Source organism: Ensifer adhaerens (genome assembly GCF_002940685.1).
GTDB classification, from domain to species: Bacteria; Pseudomonadota; Alphaproteobacteria; order Rhizobiales; family Rhizobiaceae; genus Ensifer; species Ensifer adhaerens_E.
In genome coordinates this window covers 183,611-208,412 of sequence record NZ_PNFP01000011.1, presented here as the reverse complement: position 1 = coordinate 208,412, position 24,802 = coordinate 183,611, and the positions used below count along the sequence as shown (strand labels likewise).

Genomic DNA, 24,802 nt, shown 5'->3' with positions numbered 1-24,802 from the left:
ATGGAAGGAGGAAGGCCCATGCAAGGTTCCAGACCGGATCGTCTCTACCTGGAGGATCTTCACGTCGGACAGCGCTTTGCCAGCGCGACGCACACGATCGACGAGCAGCAGATCAAGGCTTTCGCCGCGCAGTTCGACCCGCAGCCGTTTCATCTGGACGAGGCCGCCGCCAGGGACACGCTCTTCAAGGGTCTGGCTGCAAGCGGGTGGCACACGGCGGCGATCACGATGCGGCTGAACGTGGAGACCGGCCTCCCCTTTTTCGGCGGCCTCATCGGCGCCGGCGGAGACATCAATTGGCCGGCCCCAACCCGGCCCGGCGATACCCTGCATGTCGAAAGCGAGGTGATCGAGATCATTCCGTCCCGCTCGAAACCCGACCGCGGCATCGCCGTCGTCGTCAGCCAGACGATCAACCAGCACAACGAAGTAGTCCAGATCCTCAAGGCGAAACTCGTGGTCGCGCGCAAGCCAGACTGAAATCGCTGTCAGCGCCCGTCGACCGCACTCGGGCATTCTGCGCCGGGCGCTCTGGATTTTCCGTTGTCAGGATCGTATTTTCCCGGCTGGCGCGTCGCGCGCTACCGGCCCGGACAACAGCACGATAGAAAGCTGTGCAAGCAAGCCTGCAAATGACAAGAATGATCAATGCTACCGAACCACCGTCCGTTTCTTGAGCGGCCCTTATACCTTGTTGCCCTCTGGTGCCTTCTCCTGCTTGTCGGGGCAGCGGCCCTCGGCACCCGTGAGCGACAGACCCTGGTTGCCGAACTGGAGCAGGAAAGCACCGTACTCCATGGGCTGGCCTCCCAGCGCGCCGATCAGCACGATGCCCATCTGACCGCGCTATCGGCCGTAGCGGTTGCCTCCGAAGGGCGTCGCCACGACCTCTTCCTCGATGTCGCGCGCACGATTACCCGCTTCTATCCCCGCATCGACGAAGTCCAACTCGTCCCCCTGGAGCCAGGAGCGGAGACGATCGGGACAGCGGTGCTCGATGCAGCGACAGCCGAGAGCATTCGCGCGGCGGCCAAGGCCTCCGATGGCCGGATCGCGCTTCTGCCCCATCCGCAGCGCCCCGACCATTACATGATGGTCAAGCGCAGCCCCAATACCGACGAGGCTCGTTATGGGCTGATGCTCGCCATCGACGCCGGCAAGCTGATCGGCGACGGCGGGCCGTTCTGGACGCGGTCGAGCACAGCCGTCCGGCTTTCGCTGCCGGACGGACACAACCTGCTTCAGCCGACTGCACTGCCCGATGCCATCCGCTTTTCCAGACCGCTCAGCAGCGTGTCGCAACCGCTGTTGCTGGAAACCGGTATGGATATCGGTCTCTCGGATATGTTTCCGCCGGTGCAGACCGGCCTGACATTCGTTGCCCTCACGTTTGCCTATCTCGCGGGGCTGGCGGCCTTGCGCCAACGGGCGCGGACCCGCACGGCAGAGCAGCAGGCGCGGCTGAGCGCGCTCGATTCACGGCTCACACACGCCTCGCGCGTCAATGCGCTCGGAGAGATGGCGAGCGGTATGGCCCACGAATTGACCCAGCCCCTGACCGCGATCCTCGCCCAGGCGCAGGCCGGGCGCCGCCTGCTCAACCAAGGGAACCATGCCGCACTCGCCTCCGTTCTCGACGACACCGTAAGCCAGGCGCGCCGGGCCTCCGGCATTCTGGAACGGTTCCGCAACTGGTCGCAGCCGCACGCGACGCCTTCCAGCGCCTTTGACCTCCGCCGAGCGCTCGGCAATGTCGAGGCGTTGCTGGAGCAGGACGCCCTGTCGCGGCGCATCCAGCTTGAATTTCACCTTCCGGAAACGCCTGTGTCGGTTGTTGGCGACCCGGTCGAAATCGAACAGGTCGCCTTCAATCTGGTGCGCAATGCGATGGAAGCACTCGACGAGCACGGAGGCGAAAGCCCCCACGTGGCCGTGACCTTGAAGGAAGAGGATGCCTCGGTGGTCTTCGATGTCGTGGACAACGGTCCGGGCATTCCCGAAACCTTGCGCCCTCGCCTTTTTACCCCGTTCATGACGACACGGGCTGGCGGCACGGGGCTTGGCCTGGCCCTCAGCCAACGCCTGGTGGAACGCGCCGGCGGTGAGATCGCATTGGTGGCCGGCGATGGCGGCGCCACTTTCCGGGTGACCTTGCCCAAGGCGCGAGCCCGACAGGAAGAGACAGCATGACCGTTCCCGTCTATCTCGTCGACGATGACGATGCGGTTCGCCGCGCGCTTGGCCTGCTGCTCTCGACGGTCGGCATCAAGGTCATCCCCTTCGCCGATCCGCAGGCGTTTCTCGGGCAGTTGTCGCGCCTTGAGCCAGGCTGCCTTATCCTCGACATCCGCATGCCGGCCATCTCCGGACTGAAGCTGCAGGAAAAGCTCCGCGAAAGCGGGGTGGACTGGCCGACGATCGTCATCTCCGGCCACGGCGATATCGAGGCCTGCCGGCGCGCCTTCCGCAACGGCGCCATAGACTTTCTCTCGAAACCCATCGACGAGCAGGATCTGATCGACGCGATCCACAAGGGGCAGGAAATGCTGGTTCGCGCGATGCAGGCGCGGGCGGAAAAAGCGGAAACGCTTGCCCTCCTGGCAGCGCTCACGCAGCGCGAGCGCGAGGTCCTCGATCGCATCGCCGCAGGTTTTACCACCCGCCAGATCGCCGAAGGGCTCGGCCTGTCGCCGCGAACGGTGGAAAGCCATCGTGCGGCGATCGGCGCCAAGCTTGGCAGCACCTCGCAGGCGGAGATGACCCGCATCTGGCTCGAAGGAACGCAAACTCCGTAGAACTACGGATGGTGACGGAAGAGCTACGAATACCGGCGGGCGGCGAACCGCAATAACCTTTCCATATCAACAGGAAAGGAACCGATTGATGATCCGCAATATCGTGCTTGCAGCAGCTCTTCTCGCTCCCGTCGCCGCCACCGCGCAGGAGCTTCCGACCGCCGCTTACCTGCCGCTCGAGATGGCCGTGAAGGCTGCTGACGCTGCGCTGAAGGCATGCGCCGCCGAAGGCCACAATGTCAGCGTCGCGGTCGTTGCACGTGACGGTTCGACCAAGGTGGTGTTGAAGGCCGACAATTCCGGCCCGCACACCGGCAACAGCGCACAGGGCAAGGCCTTCACCTCGGCCGCCATGGGCCGTGACACGGCCGGCCTCGGCGAGTTCATCGCGTCGAAGCCCGCCAACGAAGGCCTTCGCGACATGGACGCACGCATGGTGATCCAGGCCGGCGGCGTGCCGATCAAGTTCGGCAAGGCGCTCGTCGGCGGCATCGGTGTCGGCGGCGCGCCGTCGGGCGACGTTGACGCAAACTGCGCAAACGCCGGCCTTGCCGCGATCGGCGCGAAGTAATTCGCTCTAAGGGAGGCTCCCGCCCTTGAAAAGGCGGCAGGCCTCTCCATTTAAAGGCCACTACCCGTTTCGAGAGCTCTCAGTCGTCCGCGCCCTTGGCGCGCGATGGCGGCACTCCGGGTTAAAAACAGGGCGCTTCCCGGCACGGGTCGAGCGCATGTTTGCTTTTTGGCCGGTCGAGGCGGCCAGTGCGACCGACATCGATCAGCCGAACGGTCTCACCAGGTCTTGCTGAGCTTGAGCGTGACCGTGCGCGCGTCGCCATATCCGCAGACGAGCAGGCCGCTGCAGCCGCTGACGTATTCCTTGTCGAACAGGTTGGTGACGTTGAGGGCAGCGCCCCAGCCGTCCTTTTCGTAGCGCAAGGCGGCGTCGAAGACCGTCGATGCCGGTACTTTCGCCGTGTTCTCCTTATCCGCCCAGCTTTCGCCGCGGTAGCGCACGCCGGCGCCAAGGCTGACGCCTTCGAGCGCCCCCTGCTGCACGGTATAATCGACCCACAGCGAGGCCTGCGCGTCGGGCACGAGATAGGGTGACTTGCCGATAAGCGCCCGGTCTGCGTCCTCGGTCACCTCGATATCCATGAAATCGAGGCCCGCGATCAGCTTCCAGCTCTCGTTGAGATTGACCTTACCCTCGAACTCTATGCCGCGGGACCGCACTTCGCCCGTCTGGGTGGAGAGGCTCGTCCATGGATCGGTGACGAGCGCGTTGCGTTTGGTCAGTTGGTAGATGGACGCCGTCAACACGCCATCGAAGAAGGTTGGTTCGTACTTGATCCCGGCCTCGAACTGCTCGCCCTCCTCCGGCTTGGTGTTGCCGGTTGCCGTCACCGCCACGACCGGATTGAAGAAGGTCGCGACGCTGAGATAGGGTGTCAGGCCGTTGTCGAACTCATAGGCAAGCCCGGCGCGACCGCTAAGCGCACCCTCGCTATAGTCGAAGCTCGAATTCTGGGTCGGCGCCCAGAAGGTCGGCCCGTTGTCGGTCCCGGTATCGACATAGTCGTAGCGGCCGTTGAGCGTTGCGAGCCAGCCGTCGCCGAAGCGGATCTGGTCCTGCGCGTAGACGCCGATCTGCTGCTGCGTGATCACCTGGTTGATGTAGATGGCGTTGGCGGGTTGCGGAGCGCCATAGACCGGATCGGTGGCGCTGATAGGCGTTCCTGCCGACGACGCCTGGACGTGGTCCAGCCGGAAGAACTTGTAGTCGAGACCAACGAGCAGGCTATGCTCGAGCGCTCCCGTCTCGAACTCACCTTCAACGCGGTTGTCCACGGCGAAGGTATCCACCTTCGACGTCGCCTCGAAGCCGAGGCGATAGAGCTTGTTGTCCGAAGTTGCTGGCTTGGTCGAAACCGGGAAGGGAAGGCTCGGATCGTAATAGCCGTAGGTATAAGGGCCGTTCTCATGCTTGTAGAGGTGGCCGTAGCGCAGGTTCTGGCTGAACTGCCAACCGCTGTCGAACTCGTGTTTGAATTCGTAGCCGAGCATCTGCTGGACATAGGTGCCGGTATCGATGTCGGGTTCGCCGAAGAAGGCCTTGCGATCGATCTTGCCGAAGGACGCATCGACGACCGAGCCTTCATAGGGCAGGAAACCGCCGCCGGTATGGACCTGATCGAGGCCCTGCAGCAACCCGTAGACAGTCAGGCTGGTCGAATCGTCGGGCTGATAGGTGATCTGCGGCAGGATGAAGCCACGCAGATCCTCCGAATGATCGGTGTAATTGTTGCCGCCGGATACCTTGCCGGTGACGCGGTAGTTGATCGCATCGTCCAGCGGCCGGTTGACGTCAATGCCGAGGAAGGCATTGCCGTTGTTGTTGATACCGGTCTCGACATAGGTGGAGCTCTCTTCCGTCGGCCGCTTGCTGATGAGGCTGACGATGCCGCCCGGATTGGCGCCGCCATAAAGCACCGAGGCTGGACCTTTCAGCACTTCGACCCGCTCCAGCATGAAGGGATCGATCTGGAACCCGCCGAAGCCGTAGGAAAAGAGGTTCAGGCCATCGAGGAAGACACCCGTCTGCGTCGCGTCGAAACCACGGATGTAGAACCAGTCGGTATCGGGATCGACACCGAAGGGCTCGGCCATCACACCCGGCGTATAGCGCAGCGCTTCGTCGACCTTGTTGACGACGCCGCGGTCATCAAGCTCCTCGCGCCCGACGACGGAAACGCTCTGCGGGATTTCCGCGATCGCGGTTGCGGATTTCGAGCCGGTCGTGGTCGCCTTGGCGACATAACCCTCGACCGGACCGGTCGCATCATCTTCGGCCCTGGTGCCGGTCGCCTCGATCGTTTCCAACCGCGTGGCAGGCGCATCCTGCGCCATCGCCGCACCGGCGGCCAGGACCGCAATGCCAGCGACCCCACCTGCCAGCCATTCCGCCAACCGTACTGCCTTACCTTTTGCCTTCATCTGTCCGTCGTCTCGCGCCGATCCACCGCGGGGCCTTCCAGGCGACGCGATCTATACCCTCTAATAAGATGAGTATTTATATCAACTATTCCGGCAACTCTTGTCGCGATCCGCGAGAATTGAACGTTTCTGGGCTATTCCGAGTGAACAACCGCTCTTCGGGATGGAACTTGCTCAGCTCAATCGGCTGCGCTTCCACGAGGCCGGAGTCGCGCCCACGACCTTGCGGAAGACCCGGGTGAAGTGTGCCTGGTCGGAGAAGCCGGTCTCGGCTGCAACTGCCGTCAGCGATGCCTCGTTCTTCAGCAAAAGCTGCTTGGCCCGCTCGATCCGCGCATTGGTCTGCCACTGGTGCGGCGCCATGCCGGTCGAGGCCTTGAAGGCGTGGCTGAAGTGCGACTGCGACAGTCCGGCAAGGGACGCCAGTTCCTCAAGGCGAATGTTGCGACCCCAGTTCTCGTCGATGTAGTCGACGGCGCGGCGGAGCTGCCAGGTGGCGAGCGGGCTGCGTTTTCGGGCATCCGAACGGTTGAGTTTCATCAGGTCGATGAACAGCGCAACCGTCAGCCCGTCGCCGTAAAGATCGTGCAAGGGCTGCGGATTGACGCATTCGGCGGCGATCAGTTGCGCGAGCTGCAGAAAGCGCTCGTCGTGAAACATCAGCCGCGGCGTGTCGCAGCGGCCCGCATCGAGATCCTCCGCCAGCCGCCGGCTGAGGATTTCGAGGTTGAAATGCAGGTCGAGGTGGCGGATGTGGCTGACATCGACCATATCGGCCCAGATTTCCATGCCCGCGGGAATGTAGGAAAGCGCCTGCTGGCGCGCGTTCTCTACCGAGCCACGCCCATCCGGCGAAAGCCTGACATTGCAGCGGCTGCCGCCCTGGGCGTCAAGCACGATGAACATGCGTGGATCGTCCGACAGGTAGTGGCCGCCAGCCCTCGCCTCGCATTCGACATCCCAGACATCGGCGATAATCCCGTTCCATTGCCGCCGATGCAGTCCGCCGATCACCTTGAACCCGGAAATCTTGTTCTGCATCCGCGGTTGAAACGACATCGACGCGTATCCAATGCTGAAGGGACGAGGCGACGCCTCTCGCTAATTCCTTCCTCTATTACTCATCTTTAATGTTCAACGGAAGCCCCAACAACACGGCGGATCAGCGGGCAGCGGTGAATGTTTATGCGACCCGCCGCCAGACGAGCCACGCGCCCCCGGCGCTCATGATCGCAAGCGCAAACCAGGTCAGGACGTAGACGAGGTGGCTGTTCCGAAAGCTGACAACCGTGAGGCCGCCGATCGGCAGGCCACCGGGATTTGGTGTCGCATCGGCATCGATGAAATACGGCGCGACGTTCGTCAGCCCTTTTGCCGTGGCGATCGCGGCCACGTCGCGCGAGAACCAGCGATCGCCGGCCGCATCGTTGGAACGAAGAAAAGCGCCGCCCGGCTCACTGATGCGCAGGAGCCCGATGATCTCTGTGGTTCCGGCCGCTTCGCCTTCGGCGCGGGCCGCCCGCTCGCGCCGGTCAGTGGGCACGAAACCGCGATTGACGAGAACCGTCGTCTCGTCTTCAAGCCGCATCGGCGTCAGGACCCAGAAACCGGCCCCCCGCTCCGTTACAGCCTGGACCAGTACCGATTTGTCATGGCCGAAGGTGCCTGTCGCGCGGACCCGGCGATACTCGTCCTTCTCGCGGGTAATGCCCTGCCAGTCCGGCGACGCCGGGGCCGGGACCGCTTCGGCATGCACGCGCGCATCGACGCGCCCGATGAGGTCGAGCTTCCAGAAGAGCCGCTGGACCTGCCATGTCCCGAGCGCCACGAATACGATGCCGAGAAACAGGAGCGCGCCGGTCAGAAGGAACCGGGCGCGGGAGGACGCCTTCGCACCCTCCCCTTTCACGTCATGGCCAGCGGTCATTTCGCGTCTGCCCGCCCCGCTCAGGGCATGTTCTTCATCATTTCGTGGGTCATCGGCATCATGTTGGTATTGAGGTGATGCATGACCCAGAGCGAACCGGCGAGCGCGATGCCGACGATGATGATCGTGAAGATCAGCGCCATCAGCGTCCAGCCGCCTTCGGAGCGGGCGTTCATGTGCAGGAAGTAGATGACGTGCACGACGATCTGCACGACGCCAATGCCCATGACGAGCACGGCGGTCAGCAACTTGCTGTCGAGCACGCCGCCCATCACTAGCCAGAAGGGAATGGCCGTCAGGATCACCGACAGGATGAAGCCGGTCATATAGCTCTTGAACGAGCCGTGGCCGGCTGCGTCGCCCGGGTGGCTGTGCGCGTGGTGGGGCTCGAACGCGCTTTCGTGGCCAGGATGCTGCGAACTCATCCGAGTACTCCCAACAGATAGACGAAGGAGAAGACGCCGATCCAGATGACGTCGAGGAAGTGCCAGAACATGGAAAGGCACATCAGGCGGCGGCGGTTTTCCGGGTTCAATCCATGTTTCTTGACCTGCACCATCAGCGTGATCAGCCAGATGATGCCGAAGGTGACGTGCAGCCCGTGCGTACCGACCAGCGTGAAGAACGAGGACAGGAAGGCCGAACGCGTCGGACCGGCGCCCTCGTGCAGCAAGTGATAGAATTCATAAAGCTCCACTGCGAGGAAGATCGCGCCGAACACGCCGGTGACGCCAAGCCAGAACAGCGTTTCCATCTTGGCGTTGCGCTCCATCTGGAGCATCGCAAAACCATAGGTGATCGACGAGAGCAGCAGCATCGCCGTGTTGAACGCGACGAGGCCAAGGTCGAACAGGTCGGCCGGTGATGGCCCTGCCGCGTAGTTGCGGCCGACAACGCCATGCGTAGCGAACAGCACGGCAAAGATCAGGCAGTCGCTCATCAGGTAGAGCCAGAAACCCAGCATGGTGCTGTGTTCCGGATGATGCTCTTCCGTCAGGTAGAACTGCGGCTTTTCTGTTTCTTGGACTTGGGTTTGGCTCATCGTCTCAGGTCCGTTCCGCAAGCAGCTTCGAGCGTGCGTCTTCGGTCGCCGCGACAGTTTCCGCGGGAATGAAGAAATCACGGTTGTAGTTGAAGGTATGGCCGATGGCGACGGCGAGCAGGGCGATGAAGGAGACCGCGGCCAGCCACCAGATGTACCAGATCAAGGCGAAGGCGAGCACGACGCTGATGCCGGAGAGAATGATGCCCGTGCCGGTGTTCTTCGGCATGTGGATCGCCTTGAAGCCTTCGAGCGGGCGCTCATAACCCCGGTTCTTCATGTCGTACCAGCTGTCATGGTCGTGCACGACGGGCGTGAAGGCGAAGTTGTAGTCCGGCGGCGGCGACGAGGTCGACCATTCCAGCGTGCGGCCATCCCAGGCATCGCCCGACGTTTCGCGCAGTCGCTCGCGGCGCAGGAAGCTGACGATCAGCTGGATGATGAAGGACGCGATGCCGAGTGCGATCAGGACGGCGCCGAAGGCGGCGATGATGAACCAGATCTGCAGCGATGGGTCCTCGAACTGGCTGACGCGGCGGGTAACCCCCATCAGGCCGAGCACGTAGAGCGGCATGAAGGCGAAGAAGAAGCCGATCTGCCAGAACCAGAAGCTCATCGCGCCCCAGAAGTAATCGAGCTTGTAGCCGAAAGCCTTCGGCCACCAGTAGACGACGCCGGCCATCAACCCGAAGAGCACGCCTCCAATGATGACGTTGTGGAAGTGGGCAATCAGGAACAGCGAATTGTGCAGCACGAAGTCGGCCGGCGGGATCGCCAGCATGACGCCGGTCATGCCGCCGATAACGAAGGTGACCATGAAGCCGATGGTCCACAGCATGGGCAGTTCGTAGCGGATGCGCCCGCGATACATGGTGAAGAGCCAGTTGAACATCTTCGCGCCGGTCGGGATCGAGATGATCATCGTGGTGATGCCGAAGAAGGCGTTGACCGACGCGCCGGAACCCATGGTGAAGAAGTGGTGCAGCCACACCAGGTAGGAGAGGATCATGATCACGCAGGTGGCGTAGACCATCGAGGTGTAGCCGAACAGGCGCTTGCCGCAGAAGGTGGCGACGACCTCGGAGAAGATGCCGAAGGCCGGCAGGATCAGGATGTAGACTTCCGGATGGCCCCAGATCCAGATGAGGTTGATATACATCATCGGATTGCCACCAAGGTCATTGGTGAAGAAGTTGAAGCCGAGGTAGCGGTCGAGCGACAAGAGCGCGAGCGTTGCCGTCAGGATCGGGAAGGTCGCGACGATCAGGATGTTGGTGCAGAGCGAGGTCCAGGTGAAGACCGGCATCTTCATGAAGGTCATGCCGGGCGCGCGCATCTTCACGATGGTGGCGATCAGGTTGATACCGGACAAGGTCGTCCCGACGCCCGCCACCTGTAGCCCCCAGATGTAATAGTCGACGCCCACGCCGGGGCTGTAGTCCGCTCCCGAAAGCGGCGGATAGGCGAGCCAGCCGGTGCGCGCGAATTCACCTACGAACAGCGACATCATGATGATGATCGCGCCGCCCGTCGTCATCCAGAACGAGAAATTGTTGAGGAACGGGAACGAGACGTCGCGCGCGCCGATCTGCAGCGGCACGACGTAGTTCATGAAGCCGGTGACGAAAGGCATGGCCACGAAGAAGATCATGATCACGCCATGCGCCGTGAAGATCTGGTCGTAGTGGTGCGGGTTGAGGTAGCCCTCGTTGCCGTTGAAGGCGATCGCCTGCTGCAGGCGCATCATGATCGCGTCGGCGAAGCCGCGCAGAAGCATGACGATCGCCAGGATGATGTACATGATGCCGATCTTCTTGTGATCGACCGACGTGAACCACTCGTGCCAGAGATAGCCCCAGAGCTTGTACTTCGTGATCAGCGCGAGGATCGCGAGGCCGCCCACGGCCACGGCCGCGAAGGTCACGACGAGGATCGGCTCGTGATAGGGGATCGCTTCCCAGGTAAGCCGCCCGAAGATGAATTGCGTGAGGCTGGTGTCACCAAACATGGGTCTTCCAATATGTCTCGAATTGCGGCCCGAAGGGCCCTGGCGCTCGCTGGATCGAAGCCTGCGAGCGCGCGAAAGTCCTAGTGCGTCTTGTGCATGTCGTGGTTCATGGGCTCAGCCGCCGGCTGCCCTTCCTTGACGCCCTCTGCCGGCTCCTCGCTCTTGGCGGGATTGCCGGTCTCGGGGAAGGTCGCAGCCGGTGCGGCCGCTTCGGTCACGCCGCCCGCGTGGCGGTTGTCATGCTCGAGCTTGGCGCGGTTCTCATGGCTTTCGACGCCGGCTCCGCCCATCATGTCGATGTGCATCATATCCTTCATGCACATCTGGCCTTCGCGAACACACATGTTGAGCACGGCTTCATAGAGGCCGTCCTCGACGGCAGCGTAGTAGCGCACCGGCTCCTTCGCGCTCGGCTTTTCGAGCTTCAGGTAGGCGTCGCGGTTGAGCATCGTGCCGTTCTGCTTCACCCGGGCAACCCAGGCGTCAAAACCGGCCTGATCCACGCCGTGGAACTTGAAGCGCATGTGCGAGAAGCCGTCGCCGCTGTAGTTGGACGAAAGGCCTTCGTATTCACCTGCCTTGTTGATGACGGCGTGCAGCTTGGTCTGCATTCCGGGCATGGCGTAGATCATGCCGGCAAGCGCTGGAACGTAGAAGGAGTTCATGACCGACGAGGCTGTGATCTTGAAGTTGATCGGCACGTCGACGGGTGCCGCCATCTCGTTGACCGTGGCGATGCCGTATTCCGGATAGAAGAACAGCCACTTCCAGTCGAGGGCGACGACCTCGACGGTGATCGGCTTCATCTCTTCGGTGACCGGGCGCGCCGCATCGATCCGATCGAGCGGTCGATAGGGGTCGAGCTTGTGGGTGCTGACCCAGGTGATCGCGCCGAGTGCGATGATGATGGCGAGCGGCGCCGACCAGATGATGACTTCTAGACCGGTGGAGTGATGCCATTCCGGGTCATATTTGGCGGCAGTGTTCGACTGACGATAGCGCCAGGCGAAGAAAAGGGTCAGGAAAAGGACCGGAACGATGATCAGCAGCATCAGGACCGTCGAGATAACGATCAGATCCCGCTGCTGCGCGGCGATATCGCCGGATGGCGACATGACCACCATGTTGCATCCCGTGAGAACGGTGAGCAACAGGACGGCAATCATCGATTGTCCGGCTAAACTGAATGGCTTCGGCATTGCGGCCTCAACTTGCGTTTTGTCTAGTCGGCATTACTCGGGCATGATCGCGCATGGAACTGAGGTCGATCGTCGCAGCGCAGCATTTTGCCGCAGTGCAGTGACGGCCTTATCGCTCTATGCGCGTTTGTACGGGCGCAAAGGCTTCTCGTCGGTTCGATACCGGCTGTTCCAGCGAACGTTAGGCACGAACTCGAATGAGGCATGTGCGCATGTACGTGCACGGCATTCTTGATATCAGACGCCAATTGGTCAACACTCTAACGACAAGACGTTCGTTCGTCGGAGAAATTCATGGTTTCGGTCGCTAACCCAACATCGTCTGGTCTCGAGCGGGATGCACGTCGCATTCACGAGGACGACAAGCCGCTCTCCCCCGGCAGCATCGCCATCGGGGTGGTCATCGGACGAACCTCCGAATTCTTCGATTTCTTCGTCTACGGCCTCGGCTCGATCCTCGTTTTCCCGAAACTGATCTTCCCGTTCGCCCCCAATGCGGTCACTGCGACGCTGATGTCCTTCGCACTGTTCCCGCTCGCTTTCCTCGCCCGCCCGGTCGGCTCCTTCGTGTTCATGTGGATCGACCGCAACTACGGGCGCGGCACCAAGCTGACCATCGCGCTCGTCATTCTCGGCGGTTCAACCGCGTCGATCGCCTTCCTGCCGGGGTATGAGACGATCGGATACTGGGCGGTGGCGCTTCTGGCCCTCTTCCGGCTGGGACAGGGCTTTGCCCTTGGTGGCGCCTGGGACGGCCTGGCGTCGCTGCTGAACCTTAACGCTCCGCCGAACCGACGGGGCTGGTATGCGATGATCCCGCAGCTCGGAGCCCCCATCGGCTTCGCCCTCGCCAGCATCATCTTCTGCTACTTCGTTGCCAATCTTTCCGAGGAGGATTTCCTCTCCTGGGGCTGGCGCTATCCGTTCTTCGTCGCCTTTGCGATCAACGTCGTGGCGCTGTTCGCGCGTCTTCGCATCGTCGCCAGCAAGGAGTTCGGCGCTGCCATGGAAGCGCAGGAACTGCAGGCTCGGCCGGTGTTCGAGATGCTGAGCAAACACGCGCTGGACGTGGTGCTCGGCGCTTTTGTGCCTCTGGCGAGCTTCGCGATGTTCCACCTGGTGACGATCTTCCCGCTCAGCTGGGTCATCCTCAACGGGGGGCAGTCGGCCGCCCGGTTCCTGCTGGTCCAGGTCGCAGGCGCGGCCGTCGGTGCGATCGGCATTGTCGTGTCGGGCGTGATCGCCGACCGCGTCGGCCGCCGCAACGAACTGATGTTCGGTGCAACCCTGATCGCGATCTTCAGTTTCTCCGCACCCTTCCTTCTCGACGCCGGCGGAGCCGGGCAGGATGCCTACATCCTGATCGGCTTTGCCGTTCTCGGCCTCACCTTCGGCCAGGCCTCGGGCGCCGTGTCCTCGCGCTTCACGAAGTACTACCGATACACGGGTGCGGCGCTGACCTCGGACCTCGCCTGGCTCCTCGGCGCCGCCTTCGCGCCGCTCGTCGCACTTGGCCTTGCCAGCAGCTTCGGCATCATCTTCATCGGCGGTTACCTGATTTCAGGTGCGATCTGCACGATTGCAGCACTCAGCCTGACGCGGGCACTCGACCAGCAGTAAAGACAAGATGCGATCGGGGCGCCGGCTTCGGCGCCCCGATCGTTTGTCTGTCATCTCGTCGCCGTGATCGCGATTACGGTTGTTCAGCCGCGGGCATCGGCGAACTGGACGAGATCCCAGAGGTTTCCATAGAGATCCCTGAAGACGGCGACGATGCCGTACGGCGCTTCCTTCGGCTCCCTCACGAATTCGACGCCGCGTTCGACATACCTGTTGTAATCCCGCCAGAAATCGTCGGTGCGCAGGAACAGGAAGACCCTGCCGCCGGCCTGATCACCGATGTAATCCTGCTGGTGGGTCGTCGAGGCGCGGGCGAGAAGCAAGGACGTGTTGCCGTCGCCGACGGGCTTGACCACGACCCATCGCTTGTCCTGCTCCGGCTGATACGTATCCTCGACAAGCGTGAAACCCAGCGTGTTGACGTAGAAATCTATCGCTTCGTCGTAGTCGCGAACGACCAGGGCAATGTGCGCGAGCGATTGGTTCATGCGATTCTCAACTCCATTGGCGGCAAGGCTGCGCATGATCCAGCAAGCAGCGCCGAAGGCAATGGTTTTCACGATCGCGACGGAGAGTTTTGGCCTGCCTTGTATCTGCGGCGATCAGAGGCGGACCTCGACCTCAAATCCCTGCGTCATGCCCCGCGCCGGTGAAGCTATATGCAATTGCCCGTGCATTTGCTCGACCAGCCGCTCAACGATCGCAAGGCCGAGCCCGGAGCCGGAGGCTTCGGTCGGACCACGGACGAAGCGCTTCGTCAGATTCGCAAGCACGTCTTCGCCGACAACAGCACTCTCGTTCGTGACGCGAATGCCCATCGGATCGACATGGATATCGACGCGGCTGCCCGGCGGGCTGTGGACCAGGGCGTTTTCCAGGAGATTGCGCAGCACGATGGCAAACGCATCCGCGCGGATCGGGCGTTCGAGAACAGTGCCCTCGTCGACCTCGACCTTCAGCCGGTTGGCGCCGAGCGCCGATCGTTCCAGATCCTGCATGACCACCATCAACACCGGCAACAGATCGTGCTGCTCGTCCGAGATGGCAATCTCCGCCTCGGCGCGCGACATCTGCAGCAGCTTCTCGGCAAGCCGGCTCAGATGCACGAGTGCACGTTCGATCTGAGCGGTTCGCGGCTGAAACGCCTGAGGCACCTCGCTCGCCAGCCGTTGGGTTTGCGCGAGCGCGCCGGCAATCGGGGTCCTCAGTTCGTGAGCACTGTTCGACGTGAATTCGCGCTCCGCCTCAAGCCCTGCCTTGAGCCGTGCCAAGAGCAGGTTCACGGAGCGCGCGATCGCCCGCAGCTCGCGCGGCAGCGACGCCTCGTCGATCGGCGCCAGGTTGCCACTGTCCTTGCTCAGGATATCGTCGCGCAGTTGTGCGACGGGCGACAGCGTGCTGCGGACGACGAAGACGATCGCAAGGATGCTGCCCGGTATCAGGACCAAGAGCGGCAGGAGCAGCGCGGTCCCGCCTTCCATGAGGGCTTCGGTGCGATGTTCGATCGCGTCGGCAACCTGCACGTAGAGCGAGCCGTCGCTCGTTCCGGCCGTGTAGATCCGATGGGTCGGGGTCTGCGAGAAACCGGTTGCAAGCGGAACGGCGAAGGGTTCCGGCGCGCCGTCGTTAAACAGCATGCGGCCATCGCGATCGCGGACCTGGTAGGTGAGGTATTGCGAGTTGAGCGCGGGCGCCACAACCGACGCCTGGGACAAGCCATCGGGCGGGTCCCTCGCCGCCTCGTCCGCCACGATCTGCAACAGGCGTTCCGCGGTTTCCTGCACGCCGCTGTCGAAAATCTCGGTGAACTCGTCCCGCATCACGTAGACGCCAAGCCCGAGCGCGACGAACCAGAACAGGGCAACGACGCTGGTGAGCGCAATGGCCAGTCTGCGTGTCATGCTTCTCCTGTCGGCCATGCCATCACCTGAAGCAGTAGCCGAGGCCGCGCACGGTCTCGATCCGGTCGGAACCGATCTTCTTGCGCAATCGGCTGATATAGACCTCGACCGTATTGCTCTCGATCTCGGCACCGAAGGCGTAGAGCGCGTCGTGAAGCTGCGCCTTGGATACGAGCGCGCCCGGATGAGCCACCAGCTTGTCGAGAACGGCCCACTCCCGGGCACTGAGGCTCTGACTGTCGCCATTGACGGCGATCCTGCGGTGAACCTGGTCAATCTCGATGCCGGGCAGCTTGAGCATCGGCGTGGCATTGCCCGTGTAGCGCCTGGAAACAGCCAGCATGCGGGCCGTCAGCTCGTTGAGATCGAAAGGCTTGACGAGATAGTCGTCGGCTCCACTGTTCAGGCCCTCGATCCGATCGGAAATCTGGTCGTGAGCCGTCAGAATGATCACCGGCGTGCCGTCGCCGCGTGCGCGCAGCGAGCGCAGAAGAGTCAACCCCTCGCCATCGGGCAATCGGAGATCGAGCAGGATCAGTCCGTAGGATACCGTATCGGTTGCCGCCACGGCATCGAGGATCCGCTTGAACCAGTCGACCGCATGGCCGACGGCGGCGACATGGTCGCGCAGCGCCTCCCCCAGAACCTGATCGTCTTCGACTAATAGGACTCTCAAGATATCACCGGACACTTGTTCGTCCTTGCCTATGGTCGATCGGGGATGGGCGTCAAGTCCTTGAGCGGCCGTGAGGGGAACTGCGGCCACGGCGGTCCATCCCCGGCCGCCGCCTTCGAGGCGCAAAAAAGAGAGGATTTCAGGAGGCGACCGGATCGCGAAAGGCTCCGCGCCTCTTCTTGTAGCTGATTACCGCCGTCGCGATCCCGACCAGCGCCATCGCGCCGCCGAGCACGACGAGCACGCCGGTATTCCGGCCTGACGGTTCGTAGGTTGCTAACTTGTACATCTCCGTCGCAAGGATCGCGATCATCGCTGCCGAGACGGTGGAATAGTCCTTGCCGACGACACGCCGGATGTTGAACGTCATGCCTTCCGTGGACTGACTGAAGTTTGAAAGGCGCAGCATCCAGCGCGGGACGTCGCGGCAATAGGCCCGATAGGCTTCCCCGAAGGTGCGAAGCAGAAAGGCTTCCTCCGCATAGACGATACACTGGTACATGAAGGCAAAGAGGCTGACGCCGGCCACAATGAGCAACGGATTGCCGTGCAGCAGGAAGATGCCGGTGTAAAGCAGCATGTTTCCGACATAAAGCGGGTTCCGGCAAACGCCGAACATGCCCTCGGTCACGAGGTCCTTGGCGTAGACCTTTTTCTTCAGGCCGCCGCGCTGGATGTATTTGTAGCCAACCACCGTCGCGCGCAGCGCCAGGCCGGCCAGGATGATGAGGATCGCGGCCGCATCCTTGGCGAGGGTCAGCACCGGGTTGTCCAACACGAGTGCCGCCGGCGGCATCAGCAGGAACAAGACCACGATAGCAGCCGGAAACAGCTGGTTGCGGAAGCGGAAGAGAAAATTGCCGATCGCGATCATGGTCGGTCCGTCCTACTTGATGGCGACAATGCCGCAGAAATTGTACCAGCGGAAAAACACTTCGACGCTGCGGAAGCCCACTTCCCTGAGCAGCTGGAAATTTTCCTCCAGGCGGTAGGGGATAAGGACGTTTTCAAGCGCTTCGCGCTTCTTGGCGATCTCGATCTCGGAATAGCCGTTGCGGCGCTTGAAGTCGTAATAATGCTCGATGAACAGTCGGTTGAACGTCGAATTCTCGCTGGTCAGCTTTTCGACGAGCAGCAGAGCGCCGCGTTCGTTCAGCCCATCATAGATCGAGCGCATGACGCGCTCGCGGTAGAGCGGGCGCACGAACTGCAGCGTTAAGAGCATCAGGACGACGCTGGCATTGTGGATCTCGATGCCCTGGTGAAGGTCGCCTCCCCTCAGGTCGATCGCTCGGTTGGAATTTGCCTGGACGATCTTTTCCTTCGCCTTCTCGATCATGTCGGGGGCGTTGTCGATACCGACGAAGCGCACGGCAGGGTCAACCATGGCGTCGAGCCCGAGCAGCGTTGTCGCCGTGGAGCAACCGATATCGTAGAGATTGGTATCGGCTTCGGCAAAGTCGCTGGCGAGTTCGCAGACCATCCGCTGGATTTCGCCGTAGTAGGGAACCGACCGGCTGACCATGTCGTCAAAGACGGCCGCAACCGTGGCATTGAAGGCGAAATCGCCGACGTTCTGGTCCGGTGCAGCGAAAACTTCATCTCTGCGGTGGCTGTTGTCGTGCACGTGTAGGTGTGGGGCCTTGCCAACCATTCACACTTTCCTTTCTTGTCCGAGGCACGCCAGGGAGAGGCTAATCGCCTCTGTCCCCGGAGCGTTCGATGCGGCCACACAAGCCACCCGAACCTGACATGAACCTGAAAGGCTTGGCGGCGGCGGTTGCGCAGATTGCAGCGCTCGTCACCGCATCACGGCGCGATCACGGGATTTTGCCGGCAGGTGCACGCGCTTTTGTCGATAATCGTCGGCGCGAAACCGGAGCAGCAATCATGTGTGCGCGTTTGGGTGGGAAAGCGTTGATCGTCATCCTCGCCATGTCGATGGCGACCGCGACGCGGGCAGCCGAGCTGCCGCGCTCCGGCCAGCCGATCTTCGACCGCGTGATCGAATTGGTGAATGCGAACTTCTATGATGGCCGCGCGCTCGAGCGCTTCAACGCGGCAGTTCGGACCGAGATCGATCAAGGAGCGACGGCAAGATCCAAGACGGGGACGGATCCCGGCATCGATGCGGCGATCGCGTCGGTCCTCGCCAGTCTTAGGGTTTCGCACACCGGACGCTTCAAGGCCGACACGATCGACTACTTCGAACTCGCCGACATCTTCCGCTTCGCCATTCGGGACGACATGCGTCGGCTCTTTCCACCAGACGGTGCGGCCCGCTATCCGGGCATCGGGATGGTGACGACCGTCGAGAACGGACACCGTTTCGTCAGTGACGTCTATGACGGATCGGCAGCGAAGAAGGCCGGCCTGCTCGTCGGCGACGAGATCCTCTCGGTCGACGGGCTGGCCTATCGGGAAATCGGATCGTTTGACGACAAGGTCGGTCAGACGGTCGACATCCGGCTTAGACGGCATCGCGACGGCGAGCCATTGTCGCTGCGGGTTCCGGTCGAGCGTCTGCGACCGCTGCCGATGTTCGAACGGGCGATCGAAGAAAGTATCGCGCTCATCGAAACGGGTGGCCGGAAGATCGGCTATGTCCGGCTGTGGACGCTTTCCACGCGAGACGGGCTCGACCGCGTCGCCGCGGCGCTATCGAGCGGTCGCCTGAGGGATGCGGAAGGCCTCGTCGTCGATCTGCGCGGCCGCTGGGGCGGCGGGCCCGCGGATGCAGCCGAGTTCCTGGTCGGTGGCACGCCGACGTTCCGGCTCGTGCCCCGCCGTGGCGAAGCCACACTTGCCAATTTCCGATGGCAAAGGCCGGTCGTCGCGCTGATCGACAGGGGCACGCGCAGCGGCCTCGAACTGTTTGCCTATACGCTTCGGCAGAATGCCATACCCCTGATCGGCGAGCGCACCGCCGGCGCACTGCTCGCAGGACGCGCCTACGTCCTGCCTGATGACAGCCTGCTGGAGCTGGCGGTTTCGGATGCGATCATCGCAGACGATCTGCGCCTGGAAGGGATCGGCATCGAACCGGATCGGGCAGTGCCTTTCCCCCTCGCCTACGCGGCGGGCAAGGATCCGCAACGGGAAGCGGCGATCGCCGAGATGGTCCGAATGCTCGAGGCCGGAAAGGGCCGGCAGTCCGCGTCCCAGCACGAGCCCGCCACCACCCGGTAGCGCTTCCGCCGCGCGCCAATATGGTCTCAAGCAGCGTCGCCCTCTGCGACAATTTCCTGCCCCAGCCTGACAACCTCCGCCAGAAAAAGCTCCAGGTCCTTTCGTTGCGTGCGATGATTGTTGATGGCCACGCGCAGACAGTGCTGGCCGTGCACGGTCGTGTCGGAGATAACGGCGGTCCCGTCGTCCTGGAGCCGGAGCATGATTTCGGTGTTCAGGGCCTTCAACCGTTCGGCCGGCATGTCGACCGCGCGGAAGCGGAAGCAGACGATGTTGATGTTGGTCGGTGCCACGAGTTCGAGTTGCGGCTCGGCCTCGATCAGGCGGCTCAGATAGTGCCCCTGCGCGATGTTCTGGTCGACGAGGCGACCGAACTTCTCCACGCCATGCTCCATCAGCGACATCCAGATCTTCAAGGCTCGAAAACCGCGCGAGGTCTGCAGCCCGTAGTCATAGAGCCAGGGGGCAGAGGCGAGACCACGAACCATCGTCTCCAGATACTCGGGCGTGACCGCGAAGGTGCCGCGGTGCGCGGCGGCGTCGCGCACGAGAACGCAGCCCGCTTCGAAGGGCGCGTGCAGCCATTTGTGCGGATCGAGTGCGATCGAATGCGCCTTCTCGATGCCTGCGACGCGCCAGGCATTCTCCGGCGCGATCCGGATCAAGGCGCCGATGCAGCCATCGACGTGCAGCCAGAGGTCCTGTTCCGCAGCGAGATCGACAAGGGCTTCGAGGTCATCGATGGCGCCCGTGTTCACCGTGCCGGCATTTGCGATGATGCAAGCCGGAAGCCGACCGGATGCGCGGTCACTGGCAATCGCTTGGCGCAATGCCGCGATGTCGATGCGAAGTTCGCCATCCGATGCAATGCGCCGCAGCGCCCGGTCGCCGAGGCCGAACAGTTCCACCGCCTTGCGGTGGCAGCTATGGATCTGATCGGAGCCATAGAAGCAGAGTGGCTGCTCCCCGATGCCATGTTCGCGAACATCGATGCCGGCCTTGACGTTGCGAGCCACGTTGAGACCGATGATGTTGGCAACCGAGCCGCCGCTGACGAGCGTGCCGCTGGCCGATGCCGGGAACCCCAGCATCTCCTTGCACCAATTGACGACCTGCTGGTCCATAAGCGCTGCAGCATGATTGCCGCCGCCAACATTGGAGCCCTGAATTGCCGCGAGAAACTCGCCGAGCGCACCGGTGAAATTGCCCGAGCCCATATACCAGGCCCAGAAGCGCGGGTGGATGTTGCCCATGGGGTAGCCGAGCACGTTTTCGACGACCTGTGCGTAGATCTCGTCAAGCGGCCTTGCCGTTCTGGGGAGGGGAGCCGTGAAGCTTTCGCGCACCGGTTCCGGCATGTTGCGCCATGCCGGCCGCTCCCGCACGCGGCTCAGATAATCGATTGCGTCGTCCACGATGCGATGCGACAGGGCCCGCAACTCGCCCCAGTCTTCAGGGTCGAGCGTTTCTTCCAGCCTGCCGGATGTTACCGACTGCTTGTCCATGGAAGCCTCCCCTCCCCATCGTTCCCTAGCGCGACGGGCGCGTGCCCACGATGATGGTCGCGGTCGCGCGCAACTCCACCTTTCCGGCACGGATTGCCTGGCCGGCCAGATCGAGCACCTCCTCGCGGATGCGGGTGCGGGCCTGATCGTCCGCTTGCGCCAATCCGGCCACCACGGGTGCGGCGATCTCGGTCATGAACGCCCAGTAGTCCTCCGGCGTCTCATGGACCATCGTGGTGGTGACCTCCTTCTCGCGGACATCGCGCAAGCCCGCATCCTCGAAGACCGCCTTCATCAGGCCCGCAGGCGCGCACCGAAACAGGCCGGGCGCGCCTGCCGGCGGTTTCGGCATGTCCACGTGGCGGGCGATCGTCGCCATGATCGTCGTTGCCCAGGCGTTCTTTTCCGGTGCGCCCCACACGGCAGCGCAAACGCGCGCGTGAGGCTTTGCGACCCGCGTCAACTGCTGGGCTGCCGCCGCCACATCCGGAAAGAACATGAAACCGAACCGGCAGAGAACAGCGTCGAATGTCGCGTCCGAGAAGGGCAAGGCGCCGGCGTCGCAGGCCCTGGTTTCGAAATTGGTGAGGCCGCGATGGCCGGCGTTTTCCGCCGCCACCTGCAGCATGCGCTCCGAAAGATCGGTGACGGTCACGCGACCCTTCGGGATCGACGCCGCCACTGTCAGTCCTGGCTCGCCCGTTCCGGCGGCAACGTCAAGCACCTGATCGCCATCCTTGATGGCCGCCTGACGGATCATTGCCACGCCGAAGGGCGCCAGCCAGCCAAGCACGAGCGCGTCCCACTTCTTCCAGCCGGCCGAGAAGCGGTCCCAGGTCTCTCTTTGCTGATCGCGGATTTGATCGAGATGCGCCGACATGCAGGTTCCTCCCTCGGTGTCGTGCTTTAGCCCTCGCTCACGAAACTATGAACGCTCCGCGGCAGGTTACAAATCAACTTTCCCACCACAATTCGGGCAGCGTGCCGCATTGTCACGAATTTTGCGATCAGCGCTGTGACCGCGGTTACATGTGGGCTCAGACAATCCGCGTTAGGGAGAGAGGGTAAGGCAGGCTATATTCTACTTGAGGAGACCGGGAAGGAGAGATTCGCACCGATGTCGAACCGGACGAACGGCGTAAATAGCGGCCGGATAGAACCCAACGACGAACAATCCCTCGGTGATCAATTGCGGATGATGCATCGGGCCTTCATGGCCTCGCCGCTGCGCAACAAGATCATCTTGCTGAGCATAAGCATCATCGTTGTCATCGTCGTGACGGCTTTCGGGCAGATCATCCTCAATCGATGGTACAAGCCATTCTACGACACGCTCGAGCGACGCGACCTGCCGGCCTTTCTCCATCAGCTCGTCGTCTTCGCCCAGATCGCCGGCGTCCTCCTCGTTCTCAATGTTCTGCAAACGTGGCTCGGCCAGGTCATCAAGCTGCGCTTGCGCGAGGGCCTGACCGAGGACCTGATTGCCGAATGGATGCGCCCGACGCGCGCGTTTCGGCTGGCAAACGCGGGAGCGATCGGCATCAACCCGGACCAGCGCATCCATGAGGACGCGCGCCACCTGACCGATCTTTCCGCGGGACTTTCGATCGGCCTCTTCCAATCCGGCATCTTGCTGGTGAGCTTCATCGGCGTGCTGTGGTCGCTGTCTGACGGTTTCGTCTTCCATGTCTCAGGCTACGCCTTCGCCGTTCCCGGCTACATGGTCTGGGCCGCGATCCTCTATGCGGGCACGGCCTCCTGGCTGAGCTGGCTCGTCGGCCGCCCCCTGGTGGCACTCAACGGCGAGCATTACGCCCGGGAGGCTGCGCTGCGCTTTTCGCTGATGCGCGTCAACGAACATATCGAAGCCGTCTCGCTTTCGTCCGGCGAGGCCAACGAGAAGAAGCGGTTGCAGCGCGATCTCGCCTCGGTGCTCGAGATCAGCTACGGCCTGTTGCGCGCGGTGACCCGTCTGACATGGGTGACCGGCGGCTATGGCTGGATCACCGTCGTTGCGCCGATCGTCATCGCCGCACCGGTCTATTTCGCCGGTGACCTGAGCTTCGGCGGGCTGATGATGGCTGTCGGCGCCTTCAACCAGGTACATGCGTCGCTGCGCTGGTTCGTCGACAATATCGGCGCGATCGCCGACTGGCGTGCCACGCTGCTGCGCGTCGCCGCCTTCCGCTCGGCGCTGTTGATGACCGACGAGCGGCACGAGGGCGACAAGCGCATCGACTTCAGGACCTCCGATACGCCTCAGATGAGCTTCGACAATATCGAGATCGTCTCGCCCACCGGCTGCATCCAGCTTCGCGAGCCTTCCGTCACCATAGATCCCGGCGAGCGCGTGCTCGTCACCGGCGCGCCCGAGGTCGAAAAGGCGCCGTTCTTCCGCGCGATCGCCGGCTTGTGGCCCTGGGGGCACGGCCGCATCGCGCTGCCGGTCGATGACGGTCTCGCCTTCGTGCCGAAATCGCCCTACTTCCCGCCGGGCACGCTCGGCGAAGTGCTCGCCTATCCAAGCGCACCCGACAGCTACAGCAAGGGGGAGCTGGCCGCGGTTCTCTCCAAGGTCGGCCTTGGGCGGCTGAGCGGCCGGCTCGATCAGGATGCGCGAAAGCAGATGAACCTCAGCGAGGCCGAGCAGCGTCTGCTCGCCATTGCCCGCCTGAGCCTGCACAAGCCGCGCTGGCTGATCATCGACGAGGCGCTCGACACCCTCGAGGACGATGCTTACCAGCGCGTGCTGAAATTCCTGGACGACGAGCTCCAGGGGGTCGCGATCGTCAACATCGGTCGCACCGAACGTGGCAACGACTTCTTCACCCGCGTGCTGCACCTCGACAAGAACCCGACCGGCAACACACTCAGGCGTCTCCAGCCGCGCAGCCTGCAGCCGGCCGATCCGCAGCTCGTGGATTGATTGTCCGGTCCACGATCGGCAAACCACGAAGCTTTGAGAGCCGGCATGCGGAAACGGCCTTATCCGGCGGAAAACAAAGAAAAACCGCGCATTCCCTGGAATGCGCGGTTTTGCCTGACCTAAGGTGAACTGCTCAGCGTGACTTCAGCTTCATGTGGCGGTTCACGTCCTTGTAGAGCAGGTAGCGGAACTTGCCCGGACCGCCGGCGTAGCAGGCCTGCGGGCAGAAGGCGCGTAGCCACATGTAATCGCCGGCCTCGACTTCGACCCAGTCCTGGTTGAGGCGATAGACCGCCTTGCCTTCGAGCACGTAGAGGCCATGCTCCATCACGTGTGTCTCGGCGAAGGGAATGATCGCACCGGGCTCGAAGGTGACGATCGTCATATGCATGTCGTGGCGCAGATCGGCCGGGTCGACGAAGCGCGTTGTCGCCCATTTGCCGTCGGTGCCCGGCATCGGCGACGGGGTGATTTCGGCTTCGTTGGTAAAGAAGGCTTCCGGTGCGGGCAGACCGTCGACATATTCGTAGGCCTTGCGCACCCAATGGAAACGAACGTGAGACTCACTTCCGTTGCGAACCGTCCAGTCGCTCGCCGGCGGAATGAAGGCGAAGCCGCCCGGCTGCAGCTTGTGCGCCTTGCCGTCGAGCGTGATGGTCAATTCGCCCTCGACGACGAAGATCGCGCCCTCGGCGCCGGCGTCGAGTTCAGGTCGGTCGCTACCGCCGCCCGGAGCGATTTCCATGATATATTGTGAAAATGTTTCAGCAAAACCGGAGAGCGGCCGGGACAATATCCACAGCCGGGTCTTATCCCAGAACGGCAGATAGCTGGTGACGATGTCCATCATCGTCCCCTTCGGAATCACCGCATAGGCTTCGGTGAAGACTGCGCGATCCGAAAGGAGCTGGGTTTGTGGCGGGTTGCCGCCATGCGGCGCATAGTAACTACGGTTGGTCATATCTTCCTTCAGTCTGCTGGCAGGCACCGCCTCCTCAAAAGTGCGGTGCAATGGGTCGC

At 62.6% G+C, this 24,802-nt stretch carries 23 protein-coding genes; 7 read left to right on the top strand and 16 right to left on the bottom strand.

The window, feature by feature from the left end:
- Positions 1-18 precede the first annotated feature (18 nt).
- Complete coding sequence (locus tag C1A35_RS21830) at positions 19-480, top strand: MaoC family dehydratase (RefSeq protein WP_104666349.1); 462 nt, start codon at positions 19-21, stop codon at positions 478-480.
- A 204-nt stretch (positions 481-684) separates the two neighbouring features.
- Here C1A35_RS21830 and C1A35_RS36765 read toward each other — a convergent pair whose 3' ends face one another.
- Positions 685-837, bottom strand: a complete 153-nt coding sequence (locus C1A35_RS36765; protein ID WP_234822941.1) for a hypothetical protein — start codon at positions 835-837, stop codon at positions 685-687.
- Positions 838-990: 153 nt separating this feature from the next.
- Between C1A35_RS36765 and C1A35_RS21825 the strand changes: the two genes are divergently transcribed.
- The 3 genes from C1A35_RS21825 to C1A35_RS21815 all read left to right on the top strand — a co-directional run bounded on the left by C1A35_RS21825 (position 991) and on the right by C1A35_RS21815 (position 3,366).
- A complete protein-coding gene (locus C1A35_RS21825; RefSeq protein WP_234822940.1) occupies positions 991-2,190 on the top strand; it encodes a sensor histidine kinase in 1,200 nt (399 codons plus the stop codon).
- Positions 2,187-2,795, top strand: a complete 609-nt coding sequence (locus C1A35_RS21820; protein WP_104666347.1) for a response regulator transcription factor — start codon at positions 2,187-2,189, stop codon at positions 2,793-2,795. The genes C1A35_RS21825 and C1A35_RS21820 overlap by 4 nt, the downstream gene beginning before the upstream one ends.
- 88 nt (positions 2,796-2,883) lie before the next feature.
- On the top strand, positions 2,884-3,366 hold the full coding sequence (locus C1A35_RS21815) for a GlcG/HbpS family heme-binding protein (protein WP_104666346.1): 483 nt from the start codon (positions 2,884-2,886) through the stop codon (positions 3,364-3,366).
- A gap of 218 nt (positions 3,367-3,584) precedes the next feature.
- Here the strand turns inward: C1A35_RS21815 and C1A35_RS21810 are convergent, their stop codons facing one another.
- From C1A35_RS21810 to cyoA, 7 genes are all read right to left on the bottom strand, one after another.
- A complete protein-coding gene (locus C1A35_RS21810; RefSeq protein WP_104666345.1) occupies positions 3,585-5,789 on the bottom strand; it encodes a TonB-dependent siderophore receptor in 2,205 nt (734 codons plus the stop codon).
- A gap of 174 nt (positions 5,790-5,963) precedes the next feature.
- Entirely contained in the window at positions 5,964-6,848 is an 885-nt protein-coding gene (locus tag C1A35_RS21805; RefSeq protein WP_104666344.1) for a helix-turn-helix domain-containing protein, read from the bottom strand.
- A gap of 124 nt (positions 6,849-6,972) precedes the next feature.
- On the bottom strand, positions 6,973-7,716 hold the full coding sequence (locus tag C1A35_RS21800) for an SURF1 family protein (protein ID WP_104666343.1): 744 nt from the start codon (positions 7,714-7,716) through the stop codon (positions 6,973-6,975).
- Between the two features lie 20 nt (positions 7,717-7,736).
- A complete protein-coding gene (gene cyoD, locus C1A35_RS21795; RefSeq protein ID WP_104666342.1) occupies positions 7,737-8,141 on the bottom strand; it encodes a cytochrome o ubiquinol oxidase subunit IV in 405 nt (134 codons plus the stop codon).
- On the bottom strand, positions 8,138-8,758 hold the full coding sequence (gene cyoC, locus C1A35_RS21790) for a cytochrome o ubiquinol oxidase subunit III (RefSeq protein WP_104666341.1): 621 nt from the start codon (positions 8,756-8,758) through the stop codon (positions 8,138-8,140). The genes cyoD and cyoC overlap by 4 nt, the downstream gene beginning before the upstream one ends.
- A 4-nt stretch (positions 8,759-8,762) precedes the next feature.
- Entirely contained in the window at positions 8,763-10,766 is a 2,004-nt protein-coding gene (cyoB, locus tag C1A35_RS21785; RefSeq protein WP_104666340.1) for a cytochrome o ubiquinol oxidase subunit I, read from the bottom strand.
- 80 nt (positions 10,767-10,846) lie between these two features.
- Positions 10,847-11,965, bottom strand: coding sequence for a ubiquinol oxidase subunit II (cyoA, locus tag C1A35_RS21780; RefSeq protein WP_199772993.1), 1,119 nt, complete (start codon positions 11,963-11,965; stop codon positions 10,847-10,849).
- A 294-nt stretch (positions 11,966-12,259) separates the two neighbouring features.
- Between cyoA and C1A35_RS21775 the strand changes: the two genes are divergently transcribed.
- Positions 12,260-13,585 carry an MFS transporter gene (locus tag C1A35_RS21775; RefSeq protein WP_104666338.1) on the top strand — a complete coding sequence of 442 codons (1,326 nt, stop codon included), beginning with the start codon at positions 12,260-12,262 and terminating at the stop codon, positions 13,583-13,585.
- An 83-nt stretch (positions 13,586-13,668) separates the two neighbouring features.
- Here the strand turns inward: C1A35_RS21775 and C1A35_RS21770 are convergent, their stop codons facing one another.
- From C1A35_RS21770 to cmoA, 5 genes are all read right to left on the bottom strand, one after another.
- A complete protein-coding gene (locus C1A35_RS21770; RefSeq protein ID WP_104666337.1) occupies positions 13,669-14,073 on the bottom strand; it encodes a VOC family protein in 405 nt (134 codons plus the stop codon).
- Positions 14,074-14,187: 114 nt separating this feature from the next.
- Positions 14,188-15,486: an ATP-binding protein gene (locus C1A35_RS21765; RefSeq protein WP_440271550.1), complete on the bottom strand. Its 1,299-nt coding sequence runs from the start codon at positions 15,484-15,486 to the stop codon at positions 14,188-14,190.
- Positions 15,487-15,508: 22 nt separating this feature from the next.
- On the bottom strand, positions 15,509-16,162 hold the full coding sequence (locus tag C1A35_RS21760; RefSeq protein ID WP_104666452.1) for a response regulator transcription factor: 654 nt from the start codon (positions 16,160-16,162) through the stop codon (positions 15,509-15,511).
- Between the two features lie 139 nt (positions 16,163-16,301).
- A complete protein-coding gene (locus C1A35_RS21755; RefSeq protein WP_104666335.1) occupies positions 16,302-17,036 on the bottom strand; it encodes a methyltransferase family protein in 735 nt (244 codons plus the stop codon).
- A gap of 12 nt (positions 17,037-17,048) precedes the next feature.
- On the bottom strand, positions 17,049-17,816 hold the full coding sequence (cmoA, locus tag C1A35_RS21750; RefSeq protein WP_104666334.1) for a carboxy-S-adenosyl-L-methionine synthase CmoA: 768 nt from the start codon (positions 17,814-17,816) through the stop codon (positions 17,049-17,051).
- Between the two features lie 236 nt (positions 17,817-18,052).
- Here cmoA and C1A35_RS21745 point away from each other — a divergent pair, with 236 nt between their 5' ends.
- Positions 18,053-19,351, top strand: a complete 1,299-nt coding sequence (locus tag C1A35_RS21745) for a S41 family peptidase (RefSeq protein WP_104666451.1) — start codon at positions 18,053-18,055, stop codon at positions 19,349-19,351.
- A 26-nt stretch (positions 19,352-19,377) separates the two neighbouring features.
- Here C1A35_RS21745 and C1A35_RS21740 read toward each other — a convergent pair whose 3' ends face one another.
- The gene (locus tag C1A35_RS21740) at positions 19,378-20,856 is read right to left on the bottom strand and encodes a pyridoxal phosphate-dependent decarboxylase family protein (RefSeq protein WP_104666333.1); all 1,479 of its coding nucleotides are present in this window, start codon (positions 20,854-20,856) and stop codon (positions 19,378-19,380) included.
- Between the two features lie 25 nt (positions 20,857-20,881).
- Positions 20,882-21,736, bottom strand: coding sequence for a class I SAM-dependent methyltransferase (locus C1A35_RS21735; RefSeq protein WP_104666332.1), 855 nt, complete (start codon positions 21,734-21,736; stop codon positions 20,882-20,884).
- A gap of 237 nt (positions 21,737-21,973) precedes the next feature.
- Between C1A35_RS21735 and C1A35_RS21730 the strand changes: the two genes are divergently transcribed.
- Positions 21,974-23,782, top strand: coding sequence for an ABC transporter ATP-binding protein/permease (locus tag C1A35_RS21730; RefSeq protein ID WP_104666331.1), 1,809 nt, complete (start codon positions 21,974-21,976; stop codon positions 23,780-23,782).
- A 133-nt stretch (positions 23,783-23,915) separates the two neighbouring features.
- Here the strand turns inward: C1A35_RS21730 and C1A35_RS21725 are convergent, their stop codons facing one another.
- On the bottom strand, positions 23,916-24,743 hold the full coding sequence (locus tag C1A35_RS21725; RefSeq protein ID WP_104666330.1) for a bifunctional allantoicase/(S)-ureidoglycine aminohydrolase: 828 nt from the start codon (positions 24,741-24,743) through the stop codon (positions 23,916-23,918).
- Positions 24,744-24,802 lie beyond the last annotated feature (59 nt).

Bases quoted from the DNA above. Each gene is read 5' to 3' on its own strand.
- C1A35_RS21830 (WP_104666349.1), top strand. From the start codon at position 19: ATGCAAGGTTCCAGACCGGATCGTCTCTACCTGGAGGATCTTCACGTC.
- C1A35_RS36765 (WP_234822941.1), bottom strand. From the start codon at position 837: ATGGGCATCGTGCTGATCGGCGCGCTGGGAGGCCAGCCCATGGAGTAC.
- C1A35_RS21820 (WP_104666347.1), top strand. From the start codon at position 2,187: ATGACCGTTCCCGTCTATCTCGTCGACGATGACGATGCGGTTCGCCGC.
- C1A35_RS21815 (WP_104666346.1), top strand. From the start codon at position 2,884: ATGATCCGCAATATCGTGCTTGCAGCAGCTCTTCTCGCTCCCGTCGCC.
- C1A35_RS21810 (WP_104666345.1), bottom strand. From the start codon at position 5,789: ATGAAGGCAAAAGGTAAGGCAGTACGGTTGGCGGAATGGCTGGCAGGT.
- C1A35_RS21805 (WP_104666344.1), bottom strand. From the start codon at position 6,848: ATGTCGTTTCAACCGCGGATGCAGAACAAGATTTCCGGGTTCAAGGTG.
- C1A35_RS21800 (WP_104666343.1), bottom strand. From the start codon at position 7,716: ATGACCGCTGGCCATGACGTGAAAGGGGAGGGTGCGAAGGCGTCCTCC.
- cyoD (WP_104666342.1), bottom strand. From the start codon at position 8,141: ATGAGTTCGCAGCATCCTGGCCACGAAAGCGCGTTCGAGCCCCACCAC.
- cyoC (WP_104666341.1), bottom strand. From the start codon at position 8,758: ATGAGCCAAACCCAAGTCCAAGAAACAGAAAAGCCGCAGTTCTACCTG.
- cyoB (WP_104666340.1), bottom strand. From the start codon at position 10,766: ATGTTTGGTGACACCAGCCTCACGCAATTCATCTTCGGGCGGCTTACC.
- cyoA (WP_199772993.1), bottom strand. From the start codon at position 11,965: ATGCCGAAGCCATTCAGTTTAGCCGGACAATCGATGATTGCCGTCCTG.
- C1A35_RS21775 (WP_104666338.1), top strand. From the start codon at position 12,260: ATGGTTTCGGTCGCTAACCCAACATCGTCTGGTCTCGAGCGGGATGCA.
- C1A35_RS21770 (WP_104666337.1), bottom strand. From the start codon at position 14,073: ATGAACCAATCGCTCGCGCACATTGCCCTGGTCGTTCGCGACTACGAC.
- C1A35_RS21765 (WP_440271550.1), bottom strand. From the start codon at position 15,486: ATGACACGCAGACTGGCCATTGCGCTCACCAGCGTCGTTGCCCTGTTC.
- C1A35_RS21755 (WP_104666335.1), bottom strand. From the start codon at position 17,036: ATGATCGCGATCGGCAATTTTCTCTTCCGCTTCCGCAACCAGCTGTTT.
- cmoA (WP_104666334.1), bottom strand. From the start codon at position 17,816: ATGGTTGGCAAGGCCCCACACCTACACGTGCACGACAACAGCCACCGC.
- C1A35_RS21745 (WP_104666451.1), top strand. From the start codon at position 18,053: ATGTGTGCGCGTTTGGGTGGGAAAGCGTTGATCGTCATCCTCGCCATG.
- C1A35_RS21740 (WP_104666333.1), bottom strand. From the start codon at position 20,856: ATGGACAAGCAGTCGGTAACATCCGGCAGGCTGGAAGAAACGCTCGAC.
- C1A35_RS21735 (WP_104666332.1), bottom strand. From the start codon at position 21,736: ATGTCGGCGCATCTCGATCAAATCCGCGATCAGCAAAGAGAGACCTGG.
- C1A35_RS21730 (WP_104666331.1), top strand. From the start codon at position 21,974: ATGTCGAACCGGACGAACGGCGTAAATAGCGGCCGGATAGAACCCAAC.
- C1A35_RS21725 (WP_104666330.1), bottom strand. From the start codon at position 24,743: ATGACCAACCGTAGTTACTATGCGCCGCATGGCGGCAACCCGCCACAA.